The following is a 25,854-nucleotide window of genomic DNA, read 5'->3' on the forward strand; positions in this document are numbered from 1 at the left end:
CTCGACACGCTCGAAGCGAACGGATGTTGTCGCGCGTTCCCGGCTGCGTTAGCCCTGACCGCCACGCAGCATCGGAGCCGTCATGACCATCATCGTCCACCATCTCAACAACAGCCGCTCGCAACGCATCCTGTGGATGCTGGAGGAATTGGGCGAGGCTTATGAGGTGCGCCGCTATGAACGCGACCGCAAGACCATGCGCGCGCCCGCGTCGCTGCGTGCGATTCATCCGCTCGGCCGGTCGCCGGTGGTGGAGGTGGATGGCCATCGCCTGATCGAGACAGGCGCGATCATGGACTATCTGGTCGGGCGCGCCGCCAATCGCTTTGGCCCGCCCGCCGATGCGGACGGCGCGATCCGTTACCGCCAGTTCCTCCATTATGCCGAAGGATCGCTGATGCCACCGCTGCTCGCGCTGCTCATCATCGGCAAGCTCGGCCTGCTGGGTCGCCCCGCGCGGCCGACGGTGCAGGGGATGCTGGACGATCATCTCGACTGGATCGAAAGCGAATTGGCGAGCCGCCCCTATTTTGCGGGCGATGCCTTCACGGCGGCTGACATGATGATGAGCTTTCCGCTGGAAGCCGCTTGCTCGCGCGGCGGCCTCAACGACAGTCGGCCGCATATCCTGCGCTGGCTCAGCGAGATGCACGCCCGTCCCGCCTATCAGGCCGCATTGCAGGCGGGTGGCCCCTATGCTTACGCCTGACCGGCGCGGCCTGCTCGGCTATGCCGCCGCTGGCATCGCCGCCGCCGTCACCCCGCGCCTGTTCGCGCAGGAGCGGGCGGTCGAAGCGCTGACGTCCCTCACTGGCGGCATCACGCAGATCGGCCGGGCCGAACGCGCCGATCGCCTGTCCCGCGCGCAGGCGATGATGCAGGCTCAGGGTATCGACGCGCTGCTGATCGAGCCGGGTGCCAGCCTTATCTATTATAGCGGCGTGCGCTGGTGGCGCAGCGAGCGGCTGACCGCGATGGTCATTCCGGCGTCGGGCGCGCCGCTCATCCTCTGCCCCTTTTTCGAAAAGCCTTCGATCGACGAATCGCTCGGCATCCCGGCGGAAGTGCGGGTGTGGCAGGAGCATGAAAGTCCCCATGCGCTGGTCGCCGCCTTCCTCACCGAGAAGGGACTGGCGAAAGGGCGGATCGGCATCGAGGAAACAGTGCGCTATTTCGCGGTCGACGGCCTAAAGGCCGCCCTCCCGCAAGCGCAGTTGACCACCGACCCCGTCACCCGCGCGCTGCGGATGCGCAAGACGCCTGCCGAAATCGCGCTGATGCAGACGGCCGCCGACGTCACCATGGCCGCCTATCGCTGGACTTATCGCCAAGTGAAGGCAGGCATGACCCCGGCCGATATCGGCGCGCTGATGACCGCCGCGACTACCGCGCTGGGCGGCAAGACCGAGTTCAACCTTGTGCTGCTGGGCGAAGCAGCCGCCTATCCGCATGGCTCCGGTAAGCCGCAGGCGGTGCGGGCCGGGGAGGTCGTGCTGATGGACTGCGGTTGCACCGTGGCGGACTATCAATCGGATATTAGCCGGACGTTCGTTTATGGCGCGACGCCCAGCGCGCAACAGCGCACCGTCTGGACCGACGTGGCACAGGGGCAGGCGATCGCCTTCGCCGCCGCGAAATTGGGCACGCCAGCGGGGGCGGTCGATGACGCCGTACGGGCGCATTATGAAGGCCGTGGCTATGGCCCCGGCTATGCGCTTCCGGGGCTCTCGCATCGCACGGGCCATGGCATCGGCATGGAGGGGCATGAGCCGGTCAACCTGGTCCATGGCGAAACCACCCGGCTGGACGTCGGCATGTGTTTCTCCAACGAACCGGGGCTGTATCTGCCCGGCACCATGGGCGTGCGGATGGAGGATTGTTTCCACATGACGGCGCAGGGTCCCGCGTGGTTTTCAAAGCCGCCGCTATCGATCGAGGAACCCATCGGCTAGTCCATTGTAGGGCCTGCACCATGCGCCTCGCCCATGCGGCGGATTGCCGCGACCTTCGCGTGGAGCGGTGTCCAGTCGTCGTCCTCGGCGATGGCGCGCCAGATCGCTTCGACCTCTTCGATATGCATGGAGCAGGGTTGTGGGTCGGCCCAATAGGCGTGGTCCTTTGCGCCGGGCACCGCACCGAAGCCGTTGATGGCGGCGCGGAACTCGCCCCAGGCGGCGTCGCTATAATCGGTTCCGACCCGCGCCGTGCCGCCGCGCCAGTCGTGGAAGAAGCGGTCGATGGGAGTGGCGGTGGTGACCATGGCGCGGACGGCGGACTGGATCATGGCGTCGCTGCCTTCGCCGGGGATGACGCCGAGGCGCCAGCAGAAGCGGCGGGCCATGGCCTGGCCATAGAGGGCGGGGAAGCGCTCAAGCTGCGCGATCAGCGGTTCCGCCTCCACCAGCGCGCGGAGCGAGACGGCGAGTTGGGCGACGTCCCAGTGGATCGCCTCGGCTTGCCGCCCGAACGCATACAACCCCTGATGGTCGAAATAGGCGGCGGTGAAGCCTGCGTCCCACAAGGGGGTGAAGCGCCAGGGACCATAGTCGAAACTTTCGCCGGTGACGTTGATATTGTCGCTGTTGAGGACGCCATGGACGAAGCCCGCGATCATATAGCTGGCGGCGAGATCGGCGGTGCGTTCGACCACGCGGCCAAGCAGTTGCGCGGGCGGATTGTCGCCGGGCGTTTCGCCGTACAGATGCGTCAGCGCATAGTCGGTCAGGCGGGTGAGCAGTTGCTGGTCTTCGTGGAAGGCGGCGCGCTGGAACGTGCCGATGCGGATATGCGAATGGGATAGGCGCACCATCGCCGCGCCGCGCGTGGGTGAAGGTTCGTCGTTGCGCTCCAGCGCTTCGCCAGTTTCGATGATCGAGAAAGTGCGCGAGGTGGAGACGCCCAGCGCTTCGAGCATTTCGGTCGCCAAAATCTCGCGCACCCCGCCCTTGAGGGTCAGCCGCCCGTCGCCCGACCGGCTATGGGGCGTCCGCCCGGTGCCTTTGGTGCCAAGGTCCATGAGCCGGTCGGTATCGTCGCGCATTTGCGCGAACAGGAAGCCGCGGCCATCGCCGATGTCGGGGTTGTAATGGCGGAACTGGTGGCCGTGATAACGCAGCGCCAGGGGTTGGGGGAGCGATCCTTCCAGCGGTTCGAAACGGCCGAAATGGGCGATCCATTGCTCGTCGGTCAGACCATCGAGGCCCACCGATGCGGCCGCCCTGTCGTTGCGATAGCGCAGGATGGTCTGGGGGAAGTCCGCTGCCCCGACGGGATCGGCGATGTCGGGCATCAGCGTGTCGATTTGGCGCGCGGGGCGAAATTTGGCGGGTTGCGGCGTCTGGCTCATAAGGTGATATGGGGGTGGCAAGGCGGAAGGATCAAGTTTGAGCGTGTATAACGACGGATATTGGTGGTCCCCCGACGGCCTGCGGCTGCATTATCGCGATTATGCCGGGGGCAGCGATGGACGGCCGCCCTTGCTGTGCCTGCCGGGGCTGACCCGCAATGCGCGCGATTTCGAGCCACTTGCCGCGCGGCTTGCAGGCGAATGGCGGCTCATCTGTCCCGACATGCGCGGGCGCGCCGAAAGCGCCTATGCCAAGGATGCGATGACCTATGTGCCGCTGACCTATATGCAGGATATCAGCCGCTTGCTCGCGGACCTCGCCATCACCCGGTTCGTGGCGGTCGGCACGTCGCTGGGCGGCATCATCACCATGTTGATGGCCGCGACCCATCGCGAATGGCTGGCGGGCGCGCTGCTCAACGATGTCGGGCCAGCGCTGGAGGAAGAGGGGCTGGCGCGCATCCGCACCTATGTCGGGGTCAACCAGTCGCATCCGACCTGGGTCCATGCCGCGCGCGCGCTGGCCGACGCCAATGGCGATGTCTATCCCGGCTATGACCTGCAAGCCTGGCTGGCGATGGCCAAGCGGCTCTATCGCCTCAACAGCGGCGGTCGGATCGTGCTGGATTATGACATGAAAGTCGCCGAGCCGATCCGCGCCATGGGCAGCGAGGCGGGGGTCGATATGTGGCCGGTGATGAAGGCGTTTTCCGGTCTGCCGACGCTGTTGTTGCGCGGCGAACGGTCGGACTTGCTGGGCGCGGCGACGGCGCAGCGGATGGCGGCGGAGATCGGGCCGGGGGCGGAACTGGTGACCGTGCCGGGCGTCGGCCATGCGCCGGTGCTGGACGAGCCGGAGAGCGTCGCCGCGATCGACCGGCTGCTGGCGCGGGTGCTGCATGGCTGATCGACCTCACATCCTGCACGTCCATGGCAGTTTCAATCTGGGCGGCAAGGAGGCGCGCGCCGTCCAGCTCATGAACATCTGGGGCGACAAGGCGCGGCACAGTATCGTCAGCGCCGATCCCGACGCGATGGGCGCGCGGGCGGCGATCGACCCCGGTGTTGCGGTCGATTACCCCGATGGGCCATCCTTTGCGGGGAAGCCGGGGCTGGCGCGCTACAAGGTCATTACCGCTTTTCTCAAGCGGTTCGACCTGATCCTCACCTATAATTGGGGGTCGATGGACGCGGTGATGGCGCATCGGCTTGCCGGGGCGTCGGCGGGCCTGCCGCCGCTGATCCACCACGAAGACGGCTTCAACGCCGACGAAGCCGTGCGGCTCAAGACCAAGCGCAACCTGTTTCGCCGCCTCGCGCTGCAGCGGTCGCATGGGATGGTGGTGCCTTCGGTGCGGTTGGAGACGCTCGCGCGCACGGTCTGGAAACAGCCCGCGCATAAAGTGCATCTGATCCGCAACGGCATCGATGTCGCGCGCTATGCGCCACCGCCTGCGCCGGATGCGATTCCCGGTCTGCGCCGGTCGCCGGGCAAATTGCTGGTGGGGACGCTGGCGGGGCTGCGACCGGTCAAGAATATCCCCCGGCTGGTGCGCGCCGTCGCCGCGCACAAGGACCGGTTGCAACTGGTGGTGGTGGGCGAAGGCCCGGAACATGACGCTATCCTGGCGGAAGCGGCGCGGCAGGGGATGGGCGACATCCATATGGCGGGCTTCATGGACCGGCCCTGGCGCTTCGTCGGCTTGTTCGACATTTTCGCTTTGTCGTCGGACAGTGAGCAATTTCCGATCTCGCTGGTGGAGGCGATGGCGGCGGGCGTGCCGGTTGCGTCGATGGATGTGGGCGATGTCGCCAATATGGTCGCGACCGCGAACCAGCCTTATGTCGTGGCCGACGAAGTCGGGCTGGCCGATGCGCTGGGCGCGCTGGCGGCGGATGCGGATCTGCGGGCTACCCTGGGGGCGGCCAATCGCGACCGCGCAACCCGCGACTATGCCGAAAAAACAATGGTTGCCGCCTATGCTGCATTATATGGAGAGGCTCTGGCCAGCCCCCGGATTTTGCTTTAAGGGCCGCGCCTATTCGTCAAGAGCCGTCAGGGCTGTGTTGGGATCGCATATTCCCGGTCGACCGGCCGGGCCTTTTTGTCGCAGGAGATTTTGGTGTTCAAGGGGTTGAAGCCTATCGTCTATGGTGGCCGCGAAGTCTGGCCGCTGGTCGAAGGCGGCAAGGGCGTTGCGGTGTCCAACCATGCGAGTTCCGGTGCCTGGGCGGCGGCTGGCGGCATCGGCACGGTGTCCGCCGTCAATGCCGACAGCTATGACAGTTTCGGCAATGTCATCCCCCAAATCTATCACGGCCGCACCCGCCGCGACCGCCATGAGGAACTGGTCGCCTATGCGATCGACGGCGCGGTCGAGCAGGTCAAGCGCGCCTATGAGATTGCCGATGGCCGGGGCGCGATCAACATCAACGTGTTGTGGGAAATGGGCGGCGCGCAACGCATCCTGCATGGCGTGCTGGAAAAGACCAAGGGGATGGTCGCGGGTGTGACCTGCGGCGCGGGCATGCCCTATAAGCTGTCCGAAATCGCCGCGTCCTACGGTGTGAGCTATCTGCCGATCGTCTCGTCCGGCCGCGCGTTCCGCGCGCTGTGGAAGCGGTCCTATTCCAAGGCGTCGGAATGGCTGGCGGCGGTGGTCTATGAAGATCCCTGGCTGGCGGGTGGTCATAACGGCCTGTCCAACGCCGAAGATCCCAAAGTGCCGCAAGACCCCTATCCCCGCGTCAAGGCGCTGCGCGACACGATGCGCGAGGGCGGCATTTCGGATGAGGTGCCGATCGTGATGGCGGGCGGCGTCTGGGCGCTCAAGGACTGGAACGACTGGATCGACAATCCTGAATTGGGGACGATCGCTTTCCAGTTTGGCACGCGCCCGCTGCTGACGCAGGAAAGCCCGATCCCGCAGGATTGGAAGGATCTTCTGACCCAGCTAAACCCCGGCGATATCTTGTTGCACAAATTCTCGCCGACCGGCTTTTACAGTTCAGCGGTACGCAACCCGTTCTTGCGCGAGCTGGAAGCCCGGTCGGAACGGCAAATCCCGTTCAGCACCGAACAGGCGGGCGACCATACCCATCAGTTGGACGTGGGCGTCAAAGGCAAGAATTTCTGGGTGACGCTGGGCGACCTTAATCGCGCGCGCGAATGGGTGGGGCAGGGCTTTACCGCTGCGCTCAAGACGCCGGACAATACGCTGGTGTTCGTCGGCGACACGGAAAAGTCGATGATCCGCAAGGATCAGACCGATTGCATGGGGTGCCTGAGCCATTGTTCCTTCTCGTCCTGGATGGACAGCGAGACCAATTCGACCGGGCGGCTGGCCGACCCGCGCAGCTTCTGCATCCAGAAGGCGTTGCAGGAAGCGGTGCATGGCGGCGACCTGGACAAGAATCTCGTCTTCGCCGGCCATGGCGCCTATAAGTTCAAGCAGGATCCCTTCTACTCCAATGGCTTCGTGCCGACCGTCAAGCAGCTGGTCGACCGTATCCTGACGGGCGATTGATGGCGGATATTCAGGGCCTGGCCGTGCTGCGTTACGACACGCCGCATTTCGACGTCGAACGGCCGGGCCAGTTCGTGGTCTGCGCCGTGTCGGGCGCGCGGATCGACCTGGACGAGCTGAAATATTGGAGCGCGGAGTTTCAGGAAGCCTATCGCGGGCCGGAGGAAGCGACTCGCGCTTTCCTGAAACATCGCGGGCCGGATTTCCGCTAGATTTCCGCAAGCTGGCGTCTGCGGCCGGATGGGACCGCTACCAAATGACGTCAAGAGGGGTGGAATGTTGGTTCACCCTGCCGATAGGGCGATTGGCCGCAACTTTCCTGTTCCGATACGGTAAAAACTGATGTAATCTTTCCTCAGAGGCGACGCAGAGCGCCCGGCAAGTGGAAGGATGTGTTTCGATGTCTCGTATTGACGTCTTCGGTGATCGTATCTGTATCGTATCCAGCCTGCTCATCATGGGCTGGTTCCTCTACAACACGATCTTCTGATCCGGCGGACCGCGGCTTTATCGGTCATGCCTAGTTACCGATGCAGCGCCTGTGTCTGCCTGCCCTTTCGGGTAAGTCGGATCGAGAGCGTCGCGCGCCTATATAGCAGCACACGCCAAATAGGACAGGAGACGCAATGTTCAGCCACATCATGGTCGGTGCCAATGATATCGAGGCATCGAAAGCCTTTTACGATGCGACCTTGGCAGTGCTGGAGGCAAAGCCGGGGATGATCGATCCAAAGGGTCGTGTCATATATATGCATGATGGCGCATTATTCATGGTGACAAAGCCGATCGACGGTGCCCCGGCCTGTTCGGCCAATGGCGGCACGATCGGTTTCACCATGGCTTCGCCCGAACAGGCGGACGAATGGCATGCGGCGGGCATTGCGGCGGGCGGCACGGCCTGCGAGGATCCGCCGGGCGTCCGTGAGAGCCCTTTTGGCAAATTATACCTTGCCTATCTGCGCGATCCCGCCGGTAATAAATTATGCGGGCTGCACCGCATCGGCTGATTGCGCTTGGGGCTTGTCGTGGCGGTTCAGGACAGGCCGGTCACTGGGACGGCCTGCACTGCCTCTGCCTCGAAACTGGCGATGGGATAGGCGCAATAATCGGCGGCATAATAGGCGCTCGGGCGGTGATTGCCCGACGCGCCCAGGCCGCCAAAGGGCATGTTGCCTGCCGCGCCGGTCGTCGGGCGATTGCGGTTGAGGACGCCCGCCCGGCTTTCCTCCACCATCCGCTGCCATAGCTGGTCATCCTGCGCAATCAGCCCCGCCGACAGGCCGAAGCTGGTCGCGTTGGCGGCGCGGATGGCGGCATCGAAGTCGGGCACCCGGACGATCGACAGGACGGGCGCGAAAATTTCCGCATCGGGCGTGTCCACGCCGGTCACGTCGAGCAAGGCGGGCGTGACGAAGGCGGCGCTGCGGCCCTCCACCCCGCCGAACGGACGGATGACCCGCGCGCCACGCGCGATCAGGTCGCTAACGGCGCGATGGGCACCAGCGGCGGCCGCGTCCGACACCAGCGGCCCCATGAACGCGTCGCCCGCTTCGTTCCAGGCGGCGATGGGCAAACGTGCGGCCATGGCATCGACCGCCTCGACGATCGCGTCGCCGGTCGCGCCTTCGGGCACGATCAGGCGGCGGGCGCAGGAGCAGCGCTGGCCGGTGGTGATGAAAGCGGAATTGACGATGATCGACGCGGCGGCCTCCGGGCTGTCCCAGGCGATCAGCGGATTGTTGCCGCCCAGTTCCAGCGCCATGATGACATGGGGCCGATCGACCAGCGCGCGGCGCAGGGCTGCGCCAGCGCCTGCCGATCCGGTGAACAGCAATCCGTCAATGTCGCCCGCGACCAATGCCTCGCCAGTGGCGCGTCCGCCCTGAACGACGGTCAGCAAGCCGTCCGGCAAGCCAGCAGCGGCCCAGGCATCGGCCATCGCCGCGCCGGTGGCAGGGGTGATTTCCGATGGCTTGAAGACGATGGCGTTGCCCGCGATCAGGGCGGGGACGATATGGCCGTTGGGCAAATGGCCGGGGAAATTATAGGGGCCAAGCACCGCCATCACGCCATGGCCGCGATGGCGCAGGACCGCGCGACCGAAAGGCATGGCGGCGGCGCGTTCGCCGGTGCGTTCGGCATGGGCGGCGATCGAGACATCGACCTTGGCGATCATCGACCCGATTTCAGCGTCGCTTTCCCACAATAGCTTGCCGGTTTCGCGCGAGATGAGTTCAGCCAGCGCAGCGCGCCGTTCGGCTAGAATGGCGGCATAGCGGCGCACGACGGCGACGCGATCCTCCACGGGCAGCGCGCGCCATTGGGGCAGGGCGGCGCGGGCGGTGGCGATCGCGCCATGGCAGGCGGCGGCATCGGCGACCGGGCCTTCCCAGACGAGGGCGCGCGAGGCGGGATCGAAGGATTGCAACATGGCGGTCATGCTCCTGCGCGCGTCATGGCGAAAATGCCGGTGGCGTTTCCGGTGTCGAAGGCGAGGTCGAGCTGACCTGTTGCCGGATCGATGTCGCGGCTGATGAACTCGAAGAAGGAGCCAGGGACGGCGCGGACCTGCCCATCGGCAAAGCTCCGCTCGACGCTGTCGGCGCGCAAGGCGGTCTGGCGCACGCGGCCGGTAGCGGAAATTTCCAGCCGGTCCTTGATCGGGTGGTCAGCGGCGCGCAGTCGATCGGCCAAGGCGGCGACATCGGCGACCCGGTCGGTGGCGTGGTTGAAGGCATTGCCCTCGGTCGCGATCCAGGCGGCTTCGTTGGAGCGGGAGAGCAGCAATTGATAGTCGGCAAAATCGGGCGCATCATGCTGACGGTCGAAGGCCGAGAGGATGGTGGGCAGCGCCGCCACGGCGTCGGCGAAGGAGACGGACCGGTCCGCCGCAAAATCGTCCAGCACCGCCAGCGCCTGCGCATCGAGCGGATCGCGCGAGGTGCCGAACAGGCGCGCGGCGGCATCGGCAAAGTCGGCATCGAAGCGGTCGACATGCAGTTCGGACAGGAAGAATTGCGGAATCGCGTCGGGATGGTCGGCATGGGTGTAGGCGCGGCCGGTCATTTTCAGCCGGTCGAGCGGATAGACGGTGGCCATGCGATAGCCGAGCGGCACGAAGATACGGGTGAAGGCGTCTTCGCCGCCGGGCAGCGCGCGGGTGGGGCCATCGGGCAGGCGGATGGTGCGGAGCGCGCCATGATCGAAGTTTACCCGGCGGCCCTGCGCCAGCGTGTCGGCGACATAAGCCGCACCGCTCGGCACGCGCCGCAACAGATTATCGAACAGCGAAACGTTCATAGCCATCGCGAAGGCGGCGCGCGTCACGGTGGGGCCGCGCTCGGCCAGCAGGGCAGGGGCGATGTGCAGCGCATCGAGCGCCTTTTGGCCGTCCATATCGCCCAGCACGGCTTTGGTCAGGGCGGCAATGACAGGTATATTCTCATTCGACATGGATAGGCTCCCGGTGACACAGCCAGTATCGCAGGATAGGATGGGTGATGCAAACGGGGAGCCTTCATCAGTTGATGCGATTTTGGAATGAGTGAGGGGCGCAAATGGCTGCCGTCGATGACGGCGCTCGCCAGTTTCGAGGCGGCGGCGCGGCATGAAAGCTTCTCGCGCGCAGGCGACGAGATCGGCCTGACCCAGAGCGCGGTCAGTCGGCAGATCGCCTTGCTGGAGGAGCGGGTTCAGCGGCCGTTGTTCGACCGGATCGGGCGGCGGGTGCAACTCAATGAGGCCGGGCGCGCCTATGCCGTACAACTTGCGCCCGCGCTTGATGGCATCCGGCGCGCGACCCGCGCGGCGGCGCAGCGGCGGGCGGGATCGGCGCTGCGGATCGCGACGCTGCCGAGTTTCGGGATGCGCTGGCTCGCGCCGCGCCTGCCGCATCTGAGCGCGCGGCATCCGCAACTGGTGGTGGATTTCGCGGCGCGCTCCGAGCCATTCGATTTTGCGCAGGAGGATTTCGACGCCGCGATCCATTTCGGCCTGCCGCAGGAATGGCCGGGCGTCGCGATGGATTTCCTGTTTCGCGAGGATGTCGTGCCGGTGTGCGCGCCGGGCTGGCTGGCGGCGCATCCGTTGCGTGCGCCCGTCGACCTTCTGAATGCGCCGCTGCTCAGCCAAAGTTCGCGGCGCGATGCCTGGCCGCGCTGGTTCGTCGCGGCGGGGGTGGACGCGGACGCGCTGCACCCCGGCCCGACGTTCGAACATTTCCTGATGCTGGCGCAGGCGGCGGCGGCAGGCGCGGGGGTGGCGCTGATCCCCAGCTTCCTGATCCAGCCGGAACTGGAAGCGGGCACGCTGGTCATCCCCTTTGCCCGCCCCTTGTCGAGCGAGCGGGCCTATTATCTGGCCTATCCCGCCGATGCGCTGGCCAACCCCGCCGTCGCGCAGTTTCGGGCGTGGATGCTGGAACAGGTCGGGTAAGGCGCGGGGTTATAGCAAAGATGCAAAGAGGATGACCCATGGATGCTGTTCCCCGGCGAAGGCCGGGGTCCACTTCCACGCTCTGGACTGGACCCCGGCCTTCGCCGGGGAACAGGTCGAGTAAGGCGCGGCCTTACATCTTCTTGGGCATGCAGTCTGCACCGGCGGCCTTGATCTTGGCGCACAGACGCGCGGCGTCGTTGCTGCTGGCGATGGGGCCGGCTTGCAGGCGGGTGACGGTGCCGGCCTTGACCAGATAGGGCTGATAGGCGGACAGGCCGCTGACCTTGCCGGTCATCTGGTTCCACAGCGCGCGGGCGCGACCATCTTCGCTGAACGCGCCCAATTGGACACGCCAGCCGCCCGATGCGGCGGGGGCGGGGATGGCCGGTGCCGGGCGCGGCGCGGGTTTGGCAACTGCAACCTGCGGCGCAGGCTTGGGCGCAGGCCGGGGCGCTGGCGGCGTGGCAACCGGGGCAGGCTGGTTGATGGTCGAGGGCGGCAGTTCCGTCGTCCGCACCGCTGAGGTGGCGGACCGTATCGGCGCGGGCTTTGCCGGGGCAGGACTCGCTGCGGCGAGCGCACCCGTCTTTTCCGACTTCTCCAGGCTGGCGGCCAGTGCCAGGCCTTGCTTGCGCTGATCTTCGGGGATGAACTTGTCCATCTCGGTCAGGCTGGTCGCCGCCTGCGGCAGGCCCGATGCCGACGCGCGGGTCATCAATGCATAGGCGCGCACCCAATCCTTGCCGATCAGGTCGCCGTTGAACAGGGTCGTGCCGACAATATATTGCGCGCGCGGTTCGCCGCGCATCGACGCGCGCTGGAGGAAGGGCATGGCGTTCGCGCGGTCGCCCTGCTGGAACATCAGCAGGCCCAGATTATCCTCGGCGCGCAAATGACCTTGGGCACTGGCCTTGCGATACCAGTCGAGCGCGGCCGTCAGGTCGGGCTGGACGCCGCGACCCAGCTTATAGGCCTGGCCCATGTTGAACTGCGCATCGGGATCGCCCGCGAGCGCCAGCGGCCGCCACTCAGCGATCGCCTTGGCATAGTCGCCTTGCTGCCAGGCATCGACGCCCGCCTTGACGTCGGCCATCGCTGGCGCGGCCAAGCCGATCAGGCACCCCAGCGCCATGCTCTTCCAAAGATACGTCATAGTCCCATGCTCCTGCGCGAACAGCTTTGCGCTGGTGATGCGCAAACAAGGTTAAATTCACGTTAGCATAAGACCCGATCGGAAGAGGCGTTTAACTGGCCGGACCTGTGTCGCTGCAAAGTCGCGCGTGGGTTAACCAATTTTTAGGTGCAGTTGTGGCAGTCCCGACCGGAACTGGATTTTCTGGGGGGATATTCGTTGCGGATTTTGGCATTGGCGTCGCAGAAAGGCGGATCGGGCAAGACCACCTTGTCGGGTCATCTGGCCGTGCAGGCGCAGATGGCAGGCGCCGGTCCCGTCGTGCTGATCGACATCGACCCGCAGGGTTCGCTCGCCGACTGGTGGAACGAGCGCGAGGCGGAATATCCGGCCTTTGCCCAGACCACGGTCGCGCGGCTGGCCGCAGACCTGGAGACATTGCGGCAACAGGGGTTCAAACTGGCCGTCATCGACACGCCGCCTGCCATCACCATGGCCATCCAGAGCGTGATTTCCGTCGCCGAACTGATCGTGGTGCCGACGCGGCCCAGCCCGCATGACCTGCGCGCCGTGGGCGCGACCGTCGATCTGTGCGAACGGGCGGGCAAGCCGCTGCTCTTCGTCGTCAATGCCGCGACGCCCAGGGCGCGCATCACATCGGAAGCCGCCGTCGCTCTGTCGCAGCATGGCACGGTCGCGCCGGTGACATTGCACCACCGCACCGATTTCGCCGCGTCGATGATCGATGGACGCACGGTGATGGAGGTCGACCCCAAGGGGCGCTCCGCCGCCGAGGTCGTCCAGCTATGGTCCTATGTGTCGGACCGGCTGGAAAAGAATTTCCGCCGCACGGTCTTTTCCGTGCCCCAGGGCAGCGTCGGCACCGTCGCGGCTCGCCCGACCGGCGGGGGCTTCGGCCGCCGCGTGATCGGCCAGTAAGGGAGGCAGGCGTCATGGCCGAACCCAAACCGCTCGCATCGCTGACGTCGGGCTTGCTCGCGCGCAAGGGCGCGGCGCAACCGGCAATGCGCCGCCCGATGATGGGCTTTGGCCGCGCCGTCGGCAATGCGGTGCCGCAGGATGATCTGGGCTGGAACGACATGGGTTTCGATGTGGAGCCGGTGCCGAGCCCGGTCGAAGAGCCGCCGGTCGCGATCGGCCTGACGCCGATGACGACGCCCGTGGCTGTGCCGCCGGTCGTGCTGGCGCGCGAGGAACTGGCCGAACGGATCAAATCCGCGCCTGCGCCACGCAAGAAGGCCGCGCCGACACCGGCACGGGCTCCGGCACCGGGCCGCAAGGCCGCCTTCACGCTGCGGCTGGAGGCCGAACGCCATTTGAAACTGCGCCTTGCCTGCGCCGTCACAGGACGGTCGGCGCAACAGATTGTTACGCAGGCGCTCGATGACTTCATCGACACGTTGCCGGAAATCGACCGGCTGACTCAGCAGCTGCCGCAGATGCGCGGCGACAAGGCATAGAAGGTGGGTAGGCATATGAAGCGCACGACATTCGGCAAGGCGGCGATCGCATCGCTGCTCGTCGCCACGACGATGGTGGGCTGTACCGGGGCGGCATTCCGTCCCTCGGCTTCGGTCGGTTTGCCCAAGGGCGATCCCGCCAAGCAGGCCGCCATCGCGGAAAAGGCGCTGGCATCACGCGACGCGACCAAGGCGGTTGCCGCCGCCGAAGCCGCCGTGCAACTCGCGCCCGACAATGGCGCCTATCGCCAGCTATTGGGCCGCGCCTATGTGCAGGCGGGGCGCTTTGCCTCGGCGGAAGCGGCACTGAGCGATGCCATGACGCTGGGCAATGGCGACGTCGGCACGATCGTCAGCCTGGCGCTGGTACAGGTGGCGCAGGGTCGGTCGGACGCCGCGCGCAACTTGCTGGTGACGAACGCCTCTACGGTTCCGGCCGGTGACTATGGTCTCGCCATGGCGATGGCCGGCGACCCGCAGGAAGGCGTGCGGATATTGTCGCAAGCCATCCATGATCCATCCGCTACAGCGCGGACGCGGCAGAACTTGGCCTATGCCTATGCGCTGGCCGGGCGCTGGAAGGACGCGCGGATGGTCGCGGGCATGGACATGGAGCCATTGGCCGCGAACAAGCGGATTTCCGACTGGGCGCAGATTGCGGAGCCTTCGCTGGCGCCGATGCGTGTCGCGGCGCTGATGGGCGTGACGATCGATCCCAATGATATGGGCCAACCGGTGGCGCTGGCATTGTCGGCACCCTCCGCCGTTGCTGCGCCGATCGAGATGGCGCAAGCCGATCCGATGCCGGTCGTCGAGACGCAGGCACCGGTGCAGGTCGCCGAGGCTGCGCCCGCGCCTGTAGTCGAGGCGGCACCGGTCATCAAAGCCAGCCCCAAGCCTGTACGGGTCGCTGTCCGCGACTTCATCGTTGAGGATCGATCGGGCAAGCGGATCGCGCCCAAGTCCCGCGCCAAGGCGCAGCCCGCCGCCGCCCCTGCCGCGCGGATGCAGCAGGTCGCCTTCATCAAGCCGGTCGCCAATGGTGCCAGCAATTGGGTGGTCCAGCTGGGTGCCTATGACAGCGCGGGCATCGCCAAGGAAAAATGGATGCAGATGGCGGGCGGCAATATGATGTTGTCGGCCTTCCCCGTGCTGACCAGCCAGGCGACCGTCAAGGGCAAGACCTTCCATCGCCTCGCGATCAGCGGCTTTGCCAACCGCGCCGACGCCATGAGCGCCTGCCGCATCGTGCAGTCGCGCCGCGGCCAGTGCTTCGTGCGCGAAGCTGCGCCGGGTGCGACACCACAACGCTGGGCCGTCGCCAGCAAGGGTCGTCAATACGCTTCGCGCTGATCTCCCCCTCTCCCATAGCGCGACTTCCTGGAGCGCGCGGAGCCACCCGGCTTCGCGCGCTTTCTTTTAAGGATCGGGTTTGCAATTTGAGCAGCGTGTAGGCGTCGCACACGTCAAAATCCTCCCCTGTAAGGGGAGGGGGACCGGCAAAGCCGGTGGAGGGGTGTCACCCTATCGATGGGGCGACACCCCTCCGTCTGGCCTGCGGCCAGCCACCTCCCCTTCCAGGGGAGGATTTTGCCGCAGGGCAGCTGTGCATTTCGCCAGTGTCGCGTGGGGGGTGGGGCAGGGCATAGCCGGATCAAAGACGCGCCCAACGCGCGCCCAAGCTGGAGAACTGCCTTGTTGAACCGCCAGATCGTCCTTGCCTCGCGCCCGCATGGCGTGCCCGTGCCGGAGAATTTTCGCCTTGTCGAAGCGCAGGTGCGCAAACTGGAAGAGGGCGAAATCCTGATCCAGAACGAGGTGTTCGCCATCGATCCGGCGGTGCGCGGGATGCTGGACGATCGCGACGACAGCTATCTGCCCGCAACGCCGATCGGCGGGATCATCCCGACCATGGTGCTGGGCCGGGTGATCCAGTCGCGCAATGCGGGTTTCAAGGAAGGCGATTATGGCCGGGGCTTTGTCGGGTGGGAGGAATATTCGATCCTGAACCCCGGCAATTTCGCGATCGAAAATGTCCATGTCGACCCCGGCGTGCCGCTGACCGCCTATATGGGCGCGCTGGGCTGGTCGGGCATCACCGCCTATGTCGGATTGAAGCGGATCGGCGAGATGCAGGCGGGCGACACGGTCGTCATGAGCGCGGCGGCTGGCGCGGTCGGCAGCGTGGGATGCCAGGTCGCCAAGCTGTCGGGCTGTCGGTCGGTCGGCATCGTCGGGTCGAAGGACAAGGCGGAGCTGGTCACTGGCACCTTCGGGATCGACGCGGCGATCGACTATCGCGCCGAGCCGGACCTGGACGCCGCGATCAAGGCGGCTTGTCCCGACGGGGCGAATGTCTATTTCGACAATGTCGGCGGGCTGATCCTCGACACGATGCTGCCCAACATGGCGGCGTTCGGGCGGATCGTGACCTGCGGCATGATGGCCAATTATAATAATCATGACGAACCCTATCCGATCCGTAACCTGTGGCAGGTGCTGGTCAACCGGGTGACGATGCGCGGGTTCCTGGCCTATGAACATCTCGACATGCTGGAAGAGGCCGAGGCGCAGTTGGGCGAATGGATAAGGTCGGGCGCGCTGATCGCGCAGGAGAATGTGACGACGGGCATCGAAAATGCGCCGAGTGCCTTCATCAACCTGATGTCGGGCGTGACCACGGGCAAGACGGTGGTGCGGCTGAATGAGGGTGTGACGACGCTGTAGGGGCGGAAGGCACAAGGCCCGAACGGACTTACCTCAAGTCCGTTCGGGCTGAGCTTGTCGAAGCCCTATACTCATTTTCAAGAAGAAGAGCCCTTCGACAGGCTCAGGGCGAACGGGGAGGGAATGCTGTCCTACCGCTCCCCCTCCGCCTCACAATTCCGGCGGACTTTCTTCCGGGTCGGCGCGCTGGAGATAGTCGACATAGTTGTGGAAATATTGGTTGCCGCGCTCGTTGCGGCCGAAGATGACCGACTTGATCGCGCCCGATTCCAAGCCCTTCTGCACTTGCAGGCCGACGCCATAATCCTCGTCATTCACGACATCGCGCAGCCAGTCCATCATGCCTTCGATCGCTGCCGCGTCGGCATCGTCCTTGGGCGGCTCACGGCGGATGAACATCAGGTTGGTGATGTTGCTGCCGGGCGTATCGCCGGGAATAAGCTGGGCGACCTGGGTTATTTCGGGCGCGAAGAAGATGGAGATGTTGGGGAAGATGGTGCGGACGAAGTCATAGCCTTCATTCTCATGCTCGCCCCAATCGGCGCGCGGGATCGCGCCCAGCGCTTCCTTGATCCGCACCTGGGGATAGCCCACGCGCATATGCGGGCCGAAGGCGGTGAAGTGCATGATGTTGCTGAAGGTGCGCGGATGGATGGTGGTGGGGTGCGCGGCGGCGAAATGATAGCCCTCCAGATAGCCGTCATAGGCGATCTTCCAATTGGGGCCATAGATGCGGCGTGACCCGCAATAATGCCAGTCGCCAAGGCCATAGGCATTCAGGTCGTCCAGCATGCCGCCCAGATGCGCAGCAATGTCGAACTCCAGCCCCGGCGTCAGGCAGATCCAGATGATCCCGCCCGCTTCGGCCACGGGCAAGGCGGTGAGGTTGCGTTCCTCCTTGCAGAGGGGGCCGAACTTCTGCGGTTCGGCAACGCCGATCAGCTTGCCGTCATTGCTGTAGGTCCAGGCATGATAGGGACAGGAAAAGCGCTTGGCATTGCCATGGCCTTCGGGCTTGAGGATCATGCCGCGATGGGTGCAGACGTTGAGCATTGCCGCGACCGTGCCGTCGCTCTTGCGCGTGATGAGGACGGGTTTGCCGAGCAGTTCCATCGCCTTGTAATCGCCCGGATTGGGCATTTCGGCGGTCAGCGCGGCGAGCAGCGGCAGTTTCATGAAGATTTCCGCCTTCTCCCGCTCGAAATAGGCGGGGTCGGTATAGACGGCGGCGGGCACTTCCATCGTGTCTGTGGCGCTGTGGGTGGTGCCGGTCTCGACATATTCGAGCATCTTTTCGGCTTCCTGGCCGATGACGTCATGATAGCCCATTGCAAACCCTCTCTCATGGCATAGCCGATTGGCTTTATCGGGCAACATAGCGCGTGCGCCGTCCTGCCGGAACTCGGTAAGGTGATAGGTAGGGCGGCACGGCCCGGCGGGGACTCTGACTAGCGCTAGTTGCACGGTGCGCCATAATGGCCAGTCTGCGCCCCAAACAGTTCGACAAGAGGATAGCTGGCGCATGATGATCGATCTTCAAGGCAAAGTGGCATTGGTGACCGGGGCGGCATCCGCCAATGGGTTGGGCTTTGCGGCCGCGCTCAAGATGGCGGGCCAGGGGGCGAACCTGTTCCTGACCGACCTGGACGGCGCGGCAGTCGATGCGCGGGCCGAGGAATTGCGGGCGCAGGGCTTTGCCGCGCAGGCGATGGCGCAGGACGTGACCGACGAAGCGGTCTGGACCAAAGTGATCGAGGCGGTGATCGCTGCCTTTGGCAAGATCGACATATTGGTCAATAATGCCGGCATCGCCGTGTTGCGGCCGATGAGCGAGATGACGTCGGCGGACTGGCACAAGCAGATTTCGGTCAATCTCGACAGTGTGTATCTGGGCACCAAGGTCGCCGTCGACCAGATGCGGGTGCAGGGGCATGGCGGGTCGATCGTCAACCTGTCGTCGATTGCGGGCCTAGTGGGCGTGCAGGGCACCGCGGCCTATGCCGCGAGTAAAGGCGGGGTGCGGCTGTTTTCCAAGTCGGTCGCGCTGGAAACCGCGCGCGACAATATTCGCGTGAACACGGTGCATCCCGGCATGATCTGGACCGATATGCAGCAGGTGGCGATCGCCGATAATAAGGAGATATTCGACCAGATCGTCGCGACCATCCCGATGGGCCGCATGGGCGAACCCGCCGACATCGGGTCGATGGTCGCGTTCCTGGCGTCGGATGATGCGCGCTACATCACCGGATGCGAATTTGTCGTTGATGGGGGGATGGTCGCGCAGTGATAGCGTCGCTATGTTTGAACAAGCGACCAAGGATTCGGCGCGCCGCATTTGCGGCGCAGCTGGGCAGGCGAGAATTTAGGAGAGAGAGTGATGGCTGAAAGCGATCCCCGGATCAAAGGCGCACCGCTGCCGCGCTGCCCCGGTACGAGTGTCCGCGATCTGATGCTGGCGGACACCAATCCGGTGCCGGAATATCTCTACACCGACGAATATGAAAATCTGGGGTCGGACCCGATCCCGGCCAGCCGCTATACCAGCGCCGAATTTTTCGAGCTGGAAAAGCAGAAGATGTGGCCGCGCACCTGGCAGTTCGCGGCGCGCGAAGAGGAATTGCCGGAGCCGGGCGATCATGTCGTCTATGAGAATGTCGGCAAATCCTTCCTGCTGATCCGGCAGGAGGATGGTTCGGTTCGGGCCTTCGCCAATGTCTGCCTGCATCGCGGGCGCAAGCTCAAGACCGGCGATGGCTGGTCGGCCGAACTGCAATGCCCCTTCCATGGCTTTACCTGGAATAATGATGGGTCGATCAAGCAGATTCCGTGCCGCTGGGACTTCTCGCACCTGAAAGACGAGGAGATGTCCCTGCCGGAAATCAGCGTCGGGCGCTGGGCGGGCTATATCTTCATTCGCGAGGCAGCGGACGGGCCGACGCTCGACGCGTTTCTTGCGCCCATGCCGGAGCATTTCAAGCGCTGGCGGCAGGAGGAATGCGCAACCGCCATGTGGGTGGGCAAGGTGGTGCCTGCCAACTGGAAGGTGGTGATGGAGGCTTTCATGGAAAGCTGGCACACCGTCGTCACCCATCCACAATTGCTGCCGTTCACCGGCGACGCCAATTCGATGTACAATATCTATGGCGACTATGTGAACCTGACGGTGACGCCGTTCGGCACCATGTCGCCCCATGTCGACCCGACGGACAAGGCGGAGCAGTGGATCGTGGATGAGTTCGTCAAATATAATGGCCGGTCGTCCGACAATTATGAGGATAAGGAAGCGGCGGCGGGCGGCTATAATGTCAAGGTGCCAGAGGGCGTTTCGGCGCGGGCGGCGCTGGGCGCTTCGCTGCGCGATACCACCACCGCCATGTTCGGCCATGATGTCAGCTTCGCGTCCGATGCGGAGATGATGGATGCGTTGCTCTACAACGTCTTTCCTAATTTCAGCCCCTGGGCCGGGTTCCAGCCCAATATCGTCTATCGCTGGCGGCCCTGGCACGATGTCGACCATTGCCTGATGGAAGTGCGCGTGCTGACCCGCGTTCCGCCGGGGCAGGCGCATCCCAAGGCGCCGCCGATGAAATTCCTGTCGGTCGATCAGAAATGGACCGAAGCACCGGAGCTGGGCATTTTGGGCGACGTGTTCGAACAGGATATGGAAAATCTGCCGCATGTGCAGACGGGCCTGAAGGCGTCGCTGAACGATAAGGTGCAACTGGCCAATTATCAGGAAATCCAGATCCGTCAGTTCCAGAATACGATCATGAAATATATCAACGGCGATCTGTAACGTCGGGTTGATCGGTTGATGGGGCGTCGGGGCTATGGCTCCAACGCCCCTTTTTTGTGCCTGGGGGCGAGAGGCTGCCAAAAAGAAAGGCCGGGGATTGCGCCCCGGCCTTTGGCTTTTCAGACTGTTTCGGCGATCAGAATTTGACGCCCAGCGTCGCGCCATAGGTGCGGGGTTCGCGCGCCGTGCCGAAGGACCACAGGCCGCCGACGGTGAAGCCGTGGGTTGGACCACGATCATTGGCGAGGTTGCGGCCGAACAGGGTCAGGCGCGCTTCGGTGCCGCCCAGTTCGAACTTGGTGGTCACGCTCGCATCCACCAGTCCCTGCTTGTCGGTCCGCACGCGCGGATCGTTGCCGTTGACGATGATCGGCCCGTTGGTGAGGTCGCCGGAGATTGGCCCCAATGAAATTTGCTGATCATAGCGGCCGATATAGCGATAGCTCAAATTCGCGATGATTTCGCCAAAGCTGGTGGGCATGGTGTAGTCGGCCGCTAACGACGCGGTCATGTTCGGATTGTAGATGAGGTCGTTGCGCGAATAGTCATAGGGTACGACGGCGCCCGACACGGGCGAGATACCGCCGACGATGAAGCCCTTGAACTTGGAATCGAGCAGGCCCATCGAGCCGGTGATCGTCAGTTGCGACGTCGGACGGGCAGTGAAGTCGAACTCCAGGCCCTTGATCTTGGCCGACCCGACATTCGATGTGATCGTCTCGTTTCCGGTGGCGCAGCTTGGGCAATTGAGCGTGTTGTTCTGGTGCAGATCCTTGTAGCTGGAATAGAAGGCCGCGACGTTGAACTGCAGCTTGCGGTCGAACAGGTCGAACTTGCCGCCGACTTCGAAGCTGTCGACCACTTCGGGTTGATAGGCGATACCGGCGCTGGCGGCCGTTCCCGCGCGGGGCGAAAAGCCGCCGGACCGGTAGCCTTGCGACCAGCTACCATAAAACATGACATCGTCGTTCGGGCGGAAATCGACGCCGACCTTGGGCGTGAATTTCTTGAACGTGTCGGTGCCACGGCCGATTTCGATGCCGCCGAAACTATTGTCGAGCGACTTCTTGTCGCGGGTGAAGCGACCGCCGAAGGACAGGCGCCATTGGTCGGCAAAGGCCCAGTTGAAATCGCCGAAGACGGCGACGGATTTGGTCTTGCCGTTCACGACCTGGGGGTTGGTGTCGAAGATTTCAGGAGGGACAGTCGGGGCGAAGCCGAAGACGCGGCTATACTGGGTCAAGCGATATTCGGAGCTGAAATAGAAGAGGCCCACGACATAGTCGAAACTGTCGCTGAACTTGCCGGCGGCGCGCAATTCCTGGCTCCACTGCTCATAATCCTGCAAGCGCCGGACATAATAGAGGTCGGTCGAGGAACCGTCGAAATCCTGCGTCTGGTTCTCACGCGAATCGCGCCAGCCAGTGACGGAGGTCAGTTTGACGTCGCCTGCATCATAATTCATTTCCAGCGTCGCGGCGGGCGCGGAATAGTTGGTTTCGTTGGGCAGGCCGAACACGGTGTACAGGTCGGTCGTGTTGTTGCGGTTGCATTCATTGGCCGGGATCAGGCCGCAAAAGACTTCGCCGGTCTGGGTCAGGCTGGCGACAACGGGATCGGCCTTCTGCACCTGCTTTTCGAGCGTGAAGAGGGCATCGAAACCGCTATCCTTCGGCGCGAACAGGATTGATCCGCCGAAATTCTCATTATTGCCGAAACCCCGCCGTTCACCGGTCTGACCCTGACGATACCAGCCGTCGGTTTCATTATGGAAGTAGAAGAGCTTGGCACCGATGCTGCCGTCACTGGACAAGGGCGCGTTGACCACGGCGCGGGTCGCAAGCGTGTTGAACTTGCCGTAGGAGACTTCCATTTTGGCACCGAACTCGCCGGTCGGGCGGGTGCGACGGATGTTGATGACGCCGCCGATCGTGTTGCGGCCGAACAGCGTGCCCTGCGGGCCGCGCAGCACTTCGATCTGCTCAATGTCGAAAAAGTCGAAGAATTGCCCGGTGCTGGTGCCGATGAAGACGCCATCGACAACGACGCCGACGGTCGGTTCCTGCGATTTTTCGACGTCGGCATAGGTCAGGCCACGGATGGCGAGGTTCGCGGCGGCCGCGCCCGAATTTTGGTTGGTGATCAGCAGGTTGGGGACGCCGCCTGTCAGGTCGCCGATATTCACCGCCGCCTTGTTTTCCAGCATGGCGGCGTTGACCGCGGTGATCGCGACCGGCGTGTCCTGCAGGCTTTCTTCGCGGCGACGGGCGGTGACGATGATGGCGTTGGGGTCGATCGCCTGGGCATCGGCCTGGGGCTGCGCGGTCTGATCCTGCGCCATGGCGGGCATGGCCCATAGCAGCGTGCTGCCCAATGCCAGCATGACTGGACGGACCAAAGGCTTCCTTTGCATATACTCTCCCCTATTGTGCGTTCTTTAAGGCGCTTGACGAATGGCCTGCTTGGTGCGGCTTCGTTTCATCGTTCGGGATGCGCTATTTCCTGGGTCTTGCTAACTGCGATTTTAGAGAGGTCGGGCGCGCACCTGAAACAAAGGAGAGGGGACAAGCCCGGCCCGACGCCCCATGGAATCAGGGAAGAGGCAGCGCAGGAGAGGATGAGGCCGTGAGCGAGGACCGGCAGGAGCGATTCGGAGGGACCGGCGCGGTGCGCGCGGGCCATGGGTTCGACGTCGCGGCGCTCGATGCGTGGATGCACGCCCATGTCGCTGGCTATGCCGGGCCGCTGTCGGTCGAACAGTTTAAGGGCGGCCAGTCCAACCCGACCTATCGGCTGGTGACTCCGACCCGCGCCTATGTGCTGCGGCGCAAGCCACCGGGCACATTGTTGCCCGGCGCGCATGCGGTAGAGCGGGAATATCGGGTGCTGGCGGCACTGGGGCAGGCGGGCTTTCCGGTCGCCCCGGTCCATGGCCTGTGCGAGGATGCCGGGGTCATCGGCACGCCCTTCTATGTCATGGACATGGTGGAGGGGCGCATCTTCTGGGATTCGACCCTGCCTGCGCTGACGCCGCAGGAACGGCCTGCCTATTTCGACGCGATGAACGCCGCGATCGCGCAGTTACACGGGATCGATCCTCAGGCGATCGGCCTTGGCGACTATGGCAAGCCAGGTAGCTATTTCGCGCGGCAGATCGCGCGCTGGTCGCGGCAATATCGCGAGGATGAGGCGGCGGGGCGGAACGAGGATATGGACTGGCTGGCCGACTGGTTGCCGGGGCAGATTCCCGCAGGCGATGAGACGACTATCGTCCATGGCGATTTCCGCGCCGACAATATGATCTGGCATCCCACCGAGCCGCGCATCCTGGCGGTGCTGGATTGGGAGCTATCGACGCTCGGCCATCCGCTGGCGGACTTCACCTATAATCTGATGATGTATCACCTGCCGCCGCACATCATCGGCGGGTTCAAGGGTGCGGACTTGGTGGCGCTGAATATTCCGTCTCAGGCGGACTATGTCGCGGCCTATTGCGCGCGCACCGGGCGGGACGGGATCGACAATCTGCCCTTCTACCTCGCCTTCAACATGTTTCGGTTCGCGGCGATCATTCATGGCATCAAGGGGCGGATGACGCGGGGCACGGCATCCTCGCCCGAAGCGCAGTCACTGGTCGATACGCTGCCCGAACTGGCGGCGATCGGGCGGCGGACGGCGCAGGGACAAGGCCGTTGATGAACCGGCTGGCGATCCGGCAATTGGCCTATTTCGTGCCGGACGTGCGCCTTGCCGCATTGGCGCATCATCGGCTCCATGGGTCCGGCCCTTATTTCATTGCCGATCATATCCCGCTGCGGCGCTGCGTCCATCGCGGGATGGAGCGGCCGCTCGACCATAGCTCCGCCTATGGCCAGTGGGGCGATATCATGATCGAGTTCGTCCAGCAAAATGGGGAAGGGCCATCCGCCTTTCGCGACATGTTCGCGCAGCCCGGCGCGCAGGGGCTGCACCATGTCGCGCTGTTCGTCGATGATGTGGATGTCGCGATCAAGGACTTCGCGGCGGCGGGCCATGATCTCGCCTGCCGGGCGGAGATGAATGACGGTTTCGTCTTCGCCTTTGTCGATACGGTCGCGGCGCAGGGGCATATGACCGAACTCTATGCGCCGGTGCCGCAGCTGACCGATTTTTACGCCATGGTGGCGCGGGCTGCGCAGGATTTCGACGGGACCGACCCGCTGCGCCCGATCCAGTTCAACTGATCCAGAAGGATAGAAGCCATGTTCAGTACGCCGCGCGCGCAGGAAATAGCCGATCGGGTCGAAGCGTTCGTCCGTACCGTCGTTGTGCCCTATGAAGGCGATCCGCGTTGCGGCTTTCACGGGCCGAGCGATGAGCTGGTGATGGAATTGCGCGAGAAAGCCCGGGCGGCGGGCGTGCTGACGCCCCATGTCCTGCCCGACGGATCGCACTTGACCCAGCGCGAGACGGCAACCGTGCTGATCAAATCGGGCCTGTCGCCGCTGGGGCCGCTGGCCTGCAACACCATGGCCCCGGACGAGGGCAATATGTATCTGCTGGGCAAGGTCGGCACGGCGGAGCAGAAGGCGCATTTCCTTGCCCCCTTGCTTGACGGGCGTGGTCGTTCCGCTTTTTTCATGACCGAACCAGCGGCCGATGGCGGGGCGGGGTCGGACCCGTCGATGATGCAGACGACCTGCGTGCCCGATGGCAATCATTGGGTGATCAACGGGCGCAAGGCGTTCATCACCGGGGCGCAGGGGGCGATGGTCGGGATCGTCATGGCGAAGTCCGATGACGGCGCCTGCATGTTCCTGGTGGACCTGCCCGATCCCGCGATCCGTATCGAGCGGGTGCTGGACACGATCGACAGTTCGATGCCAGGCGGCCATGCGATCGTGACGATCGACAATCTGCGCGTGCCCGCCGACCAGATGCTGGGGCAGAGCGGCGAGGGGTTCAAATATGCGCAGATCCGCCTGTCGCCCGCGCGGCTTTCGCATTGCATGCGCTGGCTGGGCGGGTGCATCCGCGCGCAGGAGATTGCGGCCGACTATGCCTGCCGCCGTATGGCGTTCGGCAAGCCATTGGTCGATCATGAGGGTGTCGGCTTCATGCTGGCGGAAAATCTGATCGACATTCAGCAAAGCGAATTGATGATCGATTGGTGCGCCAGCGTGCTGGATGGCGGATCGCTTGGTACCGTCGAAAGCTCGATGGCGAAGGTGGCAGTGTCCGAGGCGCTGATGCGGATCGCCGACAAATGCGTGCAGGTGATGGGCGGGACGGGGGTGACCGGCGACACGATCGTCGAGCAAATCTTCCGCGAGGTCCGCGCCTTCCGCATTTATGACGGGCCGACCGAAGTCCATAAATGGAGCCTGGCCAAGAAGATCAAGCGCGACCACCGCGAAAAGGCCTGA

General features: G+C 64.4%; 23 protein-coding genes. 17 read left to right on the forward strand and 6 right to left on the reverse strand.

Annotation, left to right across the window (positions count from 1 at the left end):
- Positions 1 to 82 precede the first annotated feature (82 nt).
- Both ACZ2HM_RS00950 and ACZ2HM_RS00955 read left to right on the forward strand, forming a co-directional pair.
- Entirely contained in the window at positions 83 to 709 is a 627-nt protein-coding gene (locus ACZ2HM_RS00950; protein ID WP_037476814.1) for a glutathione S-transferase family protein, read from the forward strand.
- Positions 696 to 1,952: a M24 family metallopeptidase gene (locus ACZ2HM_RS00955; RefSeq protein WP_470425963.1), complete on the forward strand. Its 1,257-nt coding sequence runs from the start codon at positions 696 to 698 to the stop codon at positions 1,950 to 1,952. The genes ACZ2HM_RS00950 and ACZ2HM_RS00955 overlap by 14 nt, the downstream gene beginning before the upstream one ends.
- Here ACZ2HM_RS00955 and ACZ2HM_RS00960 read toward each other — a convergent pair.
- Positions 1,949 to 3,346, reverse strand: coding sequence for a protein adenylyltransferase SelO family protein (locus ACZ2HM_RS00960; protein WP_470425964.1), 1,398 nt, complete (start codon positions 3,344 to 3,346; stop codon positions 1,949 to 1,951). The genes ACZ2HM_RS00955 and ACZ2HM_RS00960 overlap by 4 nt on opposite strands.
- Before the next feature lie 37 nt (positions 3,347 to 3,383).
- Here ACZ2HM_RS00960 and ACZ2HM_RS00965 point away from each other — a divergent pair, with 37 nt between their 5' ends.
- From ACZ2HM_RS00965 to ACZ2HM_RS00985, 5 genes are all read left to right on the forward strand, one after another.
- The gene (locus ACZ2HM_RS00965) at positions 3,384 to 4,253 is read left to right on the forward strand and encodes an alpha/beta fold hydrolase (protein WP_470425965.1); all 870 of its coding nucleotides are present in this window, start codon (positions 3,384 to 3,386) and stop codon (positions 4,251 to 4,253) included.
- Positions 4,246 to 5,376 (forward strand): glycosyltransferase, encoded by a 1,131-nt coding sequence (locus tag ACZ2HM_RS00970; RefSeq protein ID WP_470425966.1) that lies wholly within the window; start codon positions 4,246 to 4,248, stop codon positions 5,374 to 5,376. The genes ACZ2HM_RS00965 and ACZ2HM_RS00970 overlap by 8 nt, the downstream gene beginning before the upstream one ends.
- A gap of 93 nt (positions 5,377 to 5,469) precedes the next feature.
- Positions 5,470 to 6,873 (forward strand): NAD(P)H-dependent flavin oxidoreductase, encoded by a 1,404-nt coding sequence (locus ACZ2HM_RS00975; protein WP_037477739.1) that lies wholly within the window; start codon positions 5,470 to 5,472, stop codon positions 6,871 to 6,873.
- Entirely contained in the window at positions 6,873 to 7,085 is a 213-nt protein-coding gene (locus ACZ2HM_RS00980; protein WP_037473334.1) for a DUF2093 domain-containing protein, read from the forward strand. Before ACZ2HM_RS00975 ends, ACZ2HM_RS00980 begins: the two co-directional genes overlap by 1 nt.
- Before the next feature lie 414 nt (positions 7,086 to 7,499).
- On the forward strand, positions 7,500 to 7,880 hold the full coding sequence (locus ACZ2HM_RS00985) for a VOC family protein (RefSeq protein WP_470425967.1): 381 nt from the start codon (positions 7,500 to 7,502) through the stop codon (positions 7,878 to 7,880).
- Between the two features lie 26 nt (positions 7,881 to 7,906).
- On the opposite strand, the gene astD is transcribed toward ACZ2HM_RS00985, so the two are convergent.
- Both astD and ACZ2HM_RS00995 read right to left on the reverse strand, forming a co-directional pair.
- Positions 7,907 to 9,313: a succinylglutamate-semialdehyde dehydrogenase gene (astD, locus tag ACZ2HM_RS00990; RefSeq protein ID WP_037479567.1), complete on the reverse strand. Its 1,407-nt coding sequence runs from the start codon at positions 9,311 to 9,313 to the stop codon at positions 7,907 to 7,909.
- Positions 9,310 to 10,326, reverse strand: coding sequence for a 2-oxoadipate dioxygenase/decarboxylase family protein (locus ACZ2HM_RS00995; RefSeq protein ID WP_470425968.1), 1,017 nt, complete (start codon positions 10,324 to 10,326; stop codon positions 9,310 to 9,312). The genes astD and ACZ2HM_RS00995 overlap by 4 nt, the downstream gene beginning before the upstream one ends.
- A gap of 87 nt (positions 10,327 to 10,413) precedes the next feature.
- Between ACZ2HM_RS00995 and gcvA the strand changes: the two genes are divergently transcribed.
- Positions 10,414 to 11,307 carry a transcriptional regulator GcvA gene (gene gcvA / locus ACZ2HM_RS01000; protein ID WP_470425969.1) on the forward strand — a complete coding sequence of 298 codons (894 nt, stop codon included), beginning with the start codon at positions 10,414 to 10,416 and terminating at the stop codon, positions 11,305 to 11,307.
- Positions 11,308 to 11,440: 133 nt separating this feature from the next.
- Here gcvA and ACZ2HM_RS01005 read toward each other — a convergent pair whose 3' ends face one another.
- Positions 11,441 to 12,463: an SPOR domain-containing protein gene (locus ACZ2HM_RS01005; RefSeq protein WP_470425970.1), complete on the reverse strand. Its 1,023-nt coding sequence runs from the start codon at positions 12,461 to 12,463 to the stop codon at positions 11,441 to 11,443.
- A 198-nt stretch (positions 12,464 to 12,661) separates the two neighbouring features.
- Between ACZ2HM_RS01005 and ACZ2HM_RS01010 the strand changes: the two genes are divergently transcribed.
- The 4 genes from ACZ2HM_RS01010 to ACZ2HM_RS01025 all read left to right on the forward strand — a co-directional run bounded on the left by ACZ2HM_RS01010 (position 12,662) and on the right by ACZ2HM_RS01025 (position 16,650).
- A complete protein-coding gene (locus ACZ2HM_RS01010; RefSeq protein WP_096063526.1) occupies positions 12,662 to 13,381 on the forward strand; it encodes a ParA family protein in 720 nt (239 codons plus the stop codon).
- 14 nt (positions 13,382 to 13,395) lie between these two features.
- Positions 13,396 to 13,923, forward strand: coding sequence for a hypothetical protein (locus ACZ2HM_RS01015; protein ID WP_470425971.1), 528 nt, complete (start codon positions 13,396 to 13,398; stop codon positions 13,921 to 13,923).
- A 15-nt stretch (positions 13,924 to 13,938) separates the two neighbouring features.
- The gene (locus ACZ2HM_RS01020; RefSeq protein ID WP_470425972.1) at positions 13,939 to 15,276 is read left to right on the forward strand and encodes an SPOR domain-containing protein; all 1,338 of its coding nucleotides are present in this window, start codon (positions 13,939 to 13,941) and stop codon (positions 15,274 to 15,276) included.
- Between the two features lie 342 nt (positions 15,277 to 15,618).
- On the forward strand, positions 15,619 to 16,650 hold the full coding sequence (locus ACZ2HM_RS01025) for an NADP-dependent oxidoreductase (RefSeq protein WP_470425973.1): 1,032 nt from the start codon (positions 15,619 to 15,621) through the stop codon (positions 16,648 to 16,650).
- A 150-nt stretch (positions 16,651 to 16,800) separates the two neighbouring features.
- On the opposite strand, the gene ACZ2HM_RS01030 is transcribed toward ACZ2HM_RS01025, so the two are convergent.
- On the reverse strand, positions 16,801 to 17,979 hold the full coding sequence (locus ACZ2HM_RS01030; protein WP_470425974.1) for an aromatic ring-hydroxylating oxygenase subunit alpha: 1,179 nt from the start codon (positions 17,977 to 17,979) through the stop codon (positions 16,801 to 16,803).
- A 193-nt stretch (positions 17,980 to 18,172) separates the two neighbouring features.
- On the opposite strand from ACZ2HM_RS01030, the gene ACZ2HM_RS01035 reads away from it, so the two are divergent.
- Both ACZ2HM_RS01035 and ACZ2HM_RS01040 read left to right on the forward strand, forming a co-directional pair.
- Positions 18,173 to 18,940, forward strand: a complete 768-nt coding sequence (locus ACZ2HM_RS01035; RefSeq protein WP_470425975.1) for an SDR family NAD(P)-dependent oxidoreductase — start codon at positions 18,173 to 18,175, stop codon at positions 18,938 to 18,940.
- A 90-nt stretch (positions 18,941 to 19,030) separates the two neighbouring features.
- On the forward strand, positions 19,031 to 20,449 hold the full coding sequence (locus ACZ2HM_RS01040) for an aromatic ring-hydroxylating oxygenase subunit alpha (protein ID WP_470425976.1): 1,419 nt from the start codon (positions 19,031 to 19,033) through the stop codon (positions 20,447 to 20,449).
- Between the two features lie 136 nt (positions 20,450 to 20,585).
- Here ACZ2HM_RS01040 and ACZ2HM_RS01045 read toward each other — a convergent pair whose 3' ends face one another.
- A complete protein-coding gene (locus ACZ2HM_RS01045; protein WP_470425977.1) occupies positions 20,586 to 22,862 on the reverse strand; it encodes a TonB-dependent receptor in 2,277 nt (758 codons plus the stop codon).
- Positions 22,863 to 23,074: 212 nt separating this feature from the next.
- On the opposite strand from ACZ2HM_RS01045, the gene ACZ2HM_RS01050 reads away from it, so the two are divergent.
- From ACZ2HM_RS01050 to ACZ2HM_RS01060, 3 genes are read left to right on the forward strand one after another with little or no spacing between them, the layout of a single operon-like run.
- The gene (locus ACZ2HM_RS01050; protein ID WP_470425978.1) at positions 23,075 to 24,145 is read left to right on the forward strand and encodes a phosphotransferase; all 1,071 of its coding nucleotides are present in this window, start codon (positions 23,075 to 23,077) and stop codon (positions 24,143 to 24,145) included.
- Positions 24,145 to 24,672, forward strand: a complete 528-nt coding sequence (locus tag ACZ2HM_RS01055) for a VOC family protein (RefSeq protein WP_096063520.1) — start codon at positions 24,145 to 24,147, stop codon at positions 24,670 to 24,672. Before ACZ2HM_RS01050 ends, ACZ2HM_RS01055 begins: the two co-directional genes overlap by 1 nt.
- 18 nt (positions 24,673 to 24,690) lie before the next feature.
- A complete protein-coding gene (locus ACZ2HM_RS01060; RefSeq protein ID WP_470425979.1) occupies positions 24,691 to 25,854 on the forward strand; it encodes an acyl-CoA dehydrogenase family protein in 1,164 nt (387 codons plus the stop codon).

It is taken from the genome of Sphingobium sp. KKT206, from assembly GCF_055640555.1.

Excerpts from the sequence above, each read along its gene's own strand:
- ACZ2HM_RS00970 (WP_470425966.1), top strand. The coding sequence starts at position 4,246 with ATGGCTGATCGACCTCACATCCTGCACGTCCATGGCAGTTTCAATCTG.
- ACZ2HM_RS01005 (WP_470425970.1), bottom strand. The coding sequence starts at position 12,463 with ATGACGTATCTTTGGAAGAGCATGGCGCTGGGGTGCCTGATCGGCTTG.
- ACZ2HM_RS00995 (WP_470425968.1), bottom strand. The coding sequence starts at position 10,326 with ATGTCGAATGAGAATATACCTGTCATTGCCGCCCTGACCAAAGCCGTG.
- gcvA (WP_470425969.1), top strand. The coding sequence starts at position 10,414 with ATGAGTGAGGGGCGCAAATGGCTGCCGTCGATGACGGCGCTCGCCAGT.
- ACZ2HM_RS01030 (WP_470425974.1), bottom strand. The coding sequence starts at position 17,979 with ATGGGCTATCATGACGTCATCGGCCAGGAAGCCGAAAAGATGCTCGAA.
- ACZ2HM_RS01020 (WP_470425972.1), top strand. The coding sequence starts at position 13,939 with ATGAAGCGCACGACATTCGGCAAGGCGGCGATCGCATCGCTGCTCGTC.
- ACZ2HM_RS00955 (WP_470425963.1), top strand. The coding sequence starts at position 696 with ATGCTTACGCCTGACCGGCGCGGCCTGCTCGGCTATGCCGCCGCTGGC.
- ACZ2HM_RS00985 (WP_470425967.1), top strand. The coding sequence starts at position 7,500 with ATGTTCAGCCACATCATGGTCGGTGCCAATGATATCGAGGCATCGAAA.
- astD (WP_037479567.1), bottom strand. The coding sequence starts at position 9,313 with ATGACCGCCATGTTGCAATCCTTCGATCCCGCCTCGCGCGCCCTCGTC.
- ACZ2HM_RS01035 (WP_470425975.1), top strand. The coding sequence starts at position 18,173 with ATGATGATCGATCTTCAAGGCAAAGTGGCATTGGTGACCGGGGCGGCA.
- ACZ2HM_RS01045 (WP_470425977.1), bottom strand. The coding sequence starts at position 22,862 with ATGCAAAGGAAGCCTTTGGTCCGTCCAGTCATGCTGGCATTGGGCAGC.
- ACZ2HM_RS01060 (WP_470425979.1), top strand. The coding sequence starts at position 24,691 with ATGTTCAGTACGCCGCGCGCGCAGGAAATAGCCGATCGGGTCGAAGCG.
- ACZ2HM_RS00960 (WP_470425964.1), bottom strand. The coding sequence starts at position 3,346 with ATGAGCCAGACGCCGCAACCCGCCAAATTTCGCCCCGCGCGCCAAATC.
- ACZ2HM_RS01015 (WP_470425971.1), top strand. The coding sequence starts at position 13,396 with ATGGCCGAACCCAAACCGCTCGCATCGCTGACGTCGGGCTTGCTCGCG.
- ACZ2HM_RS01040 (WP_470425976.1), top strand. The coding sequence starts at position 19,031 with ATGGCTGAAAGCGATCCCCGGATCAAAGGCGCACCGCTGCCGCGCTGC.
- ACZ2HM_RS01055 (WP_096063520.1), top strand. The coding sequence starts at position 24,145 with ATGAACCGGCTGGCGATCCGGCAATTGGCCTATTTCGTGCCGGACGTG.
- ACZ2HM_RS00980 (WP_037473334.1), top strand. The coding sequence starts at position 6,873 with ATGGCGGATATTCAGGGCCTGGCCGTGCTGCGTTACGACACGCCGCAT.
- ACZ2HM_RS00950 (WP_037476814.1), top strand. The coding sequence starts at position 83 with ATGACCATCATCGTCCACCATCTCAACAACAGCCGCTCGCAACGCATC.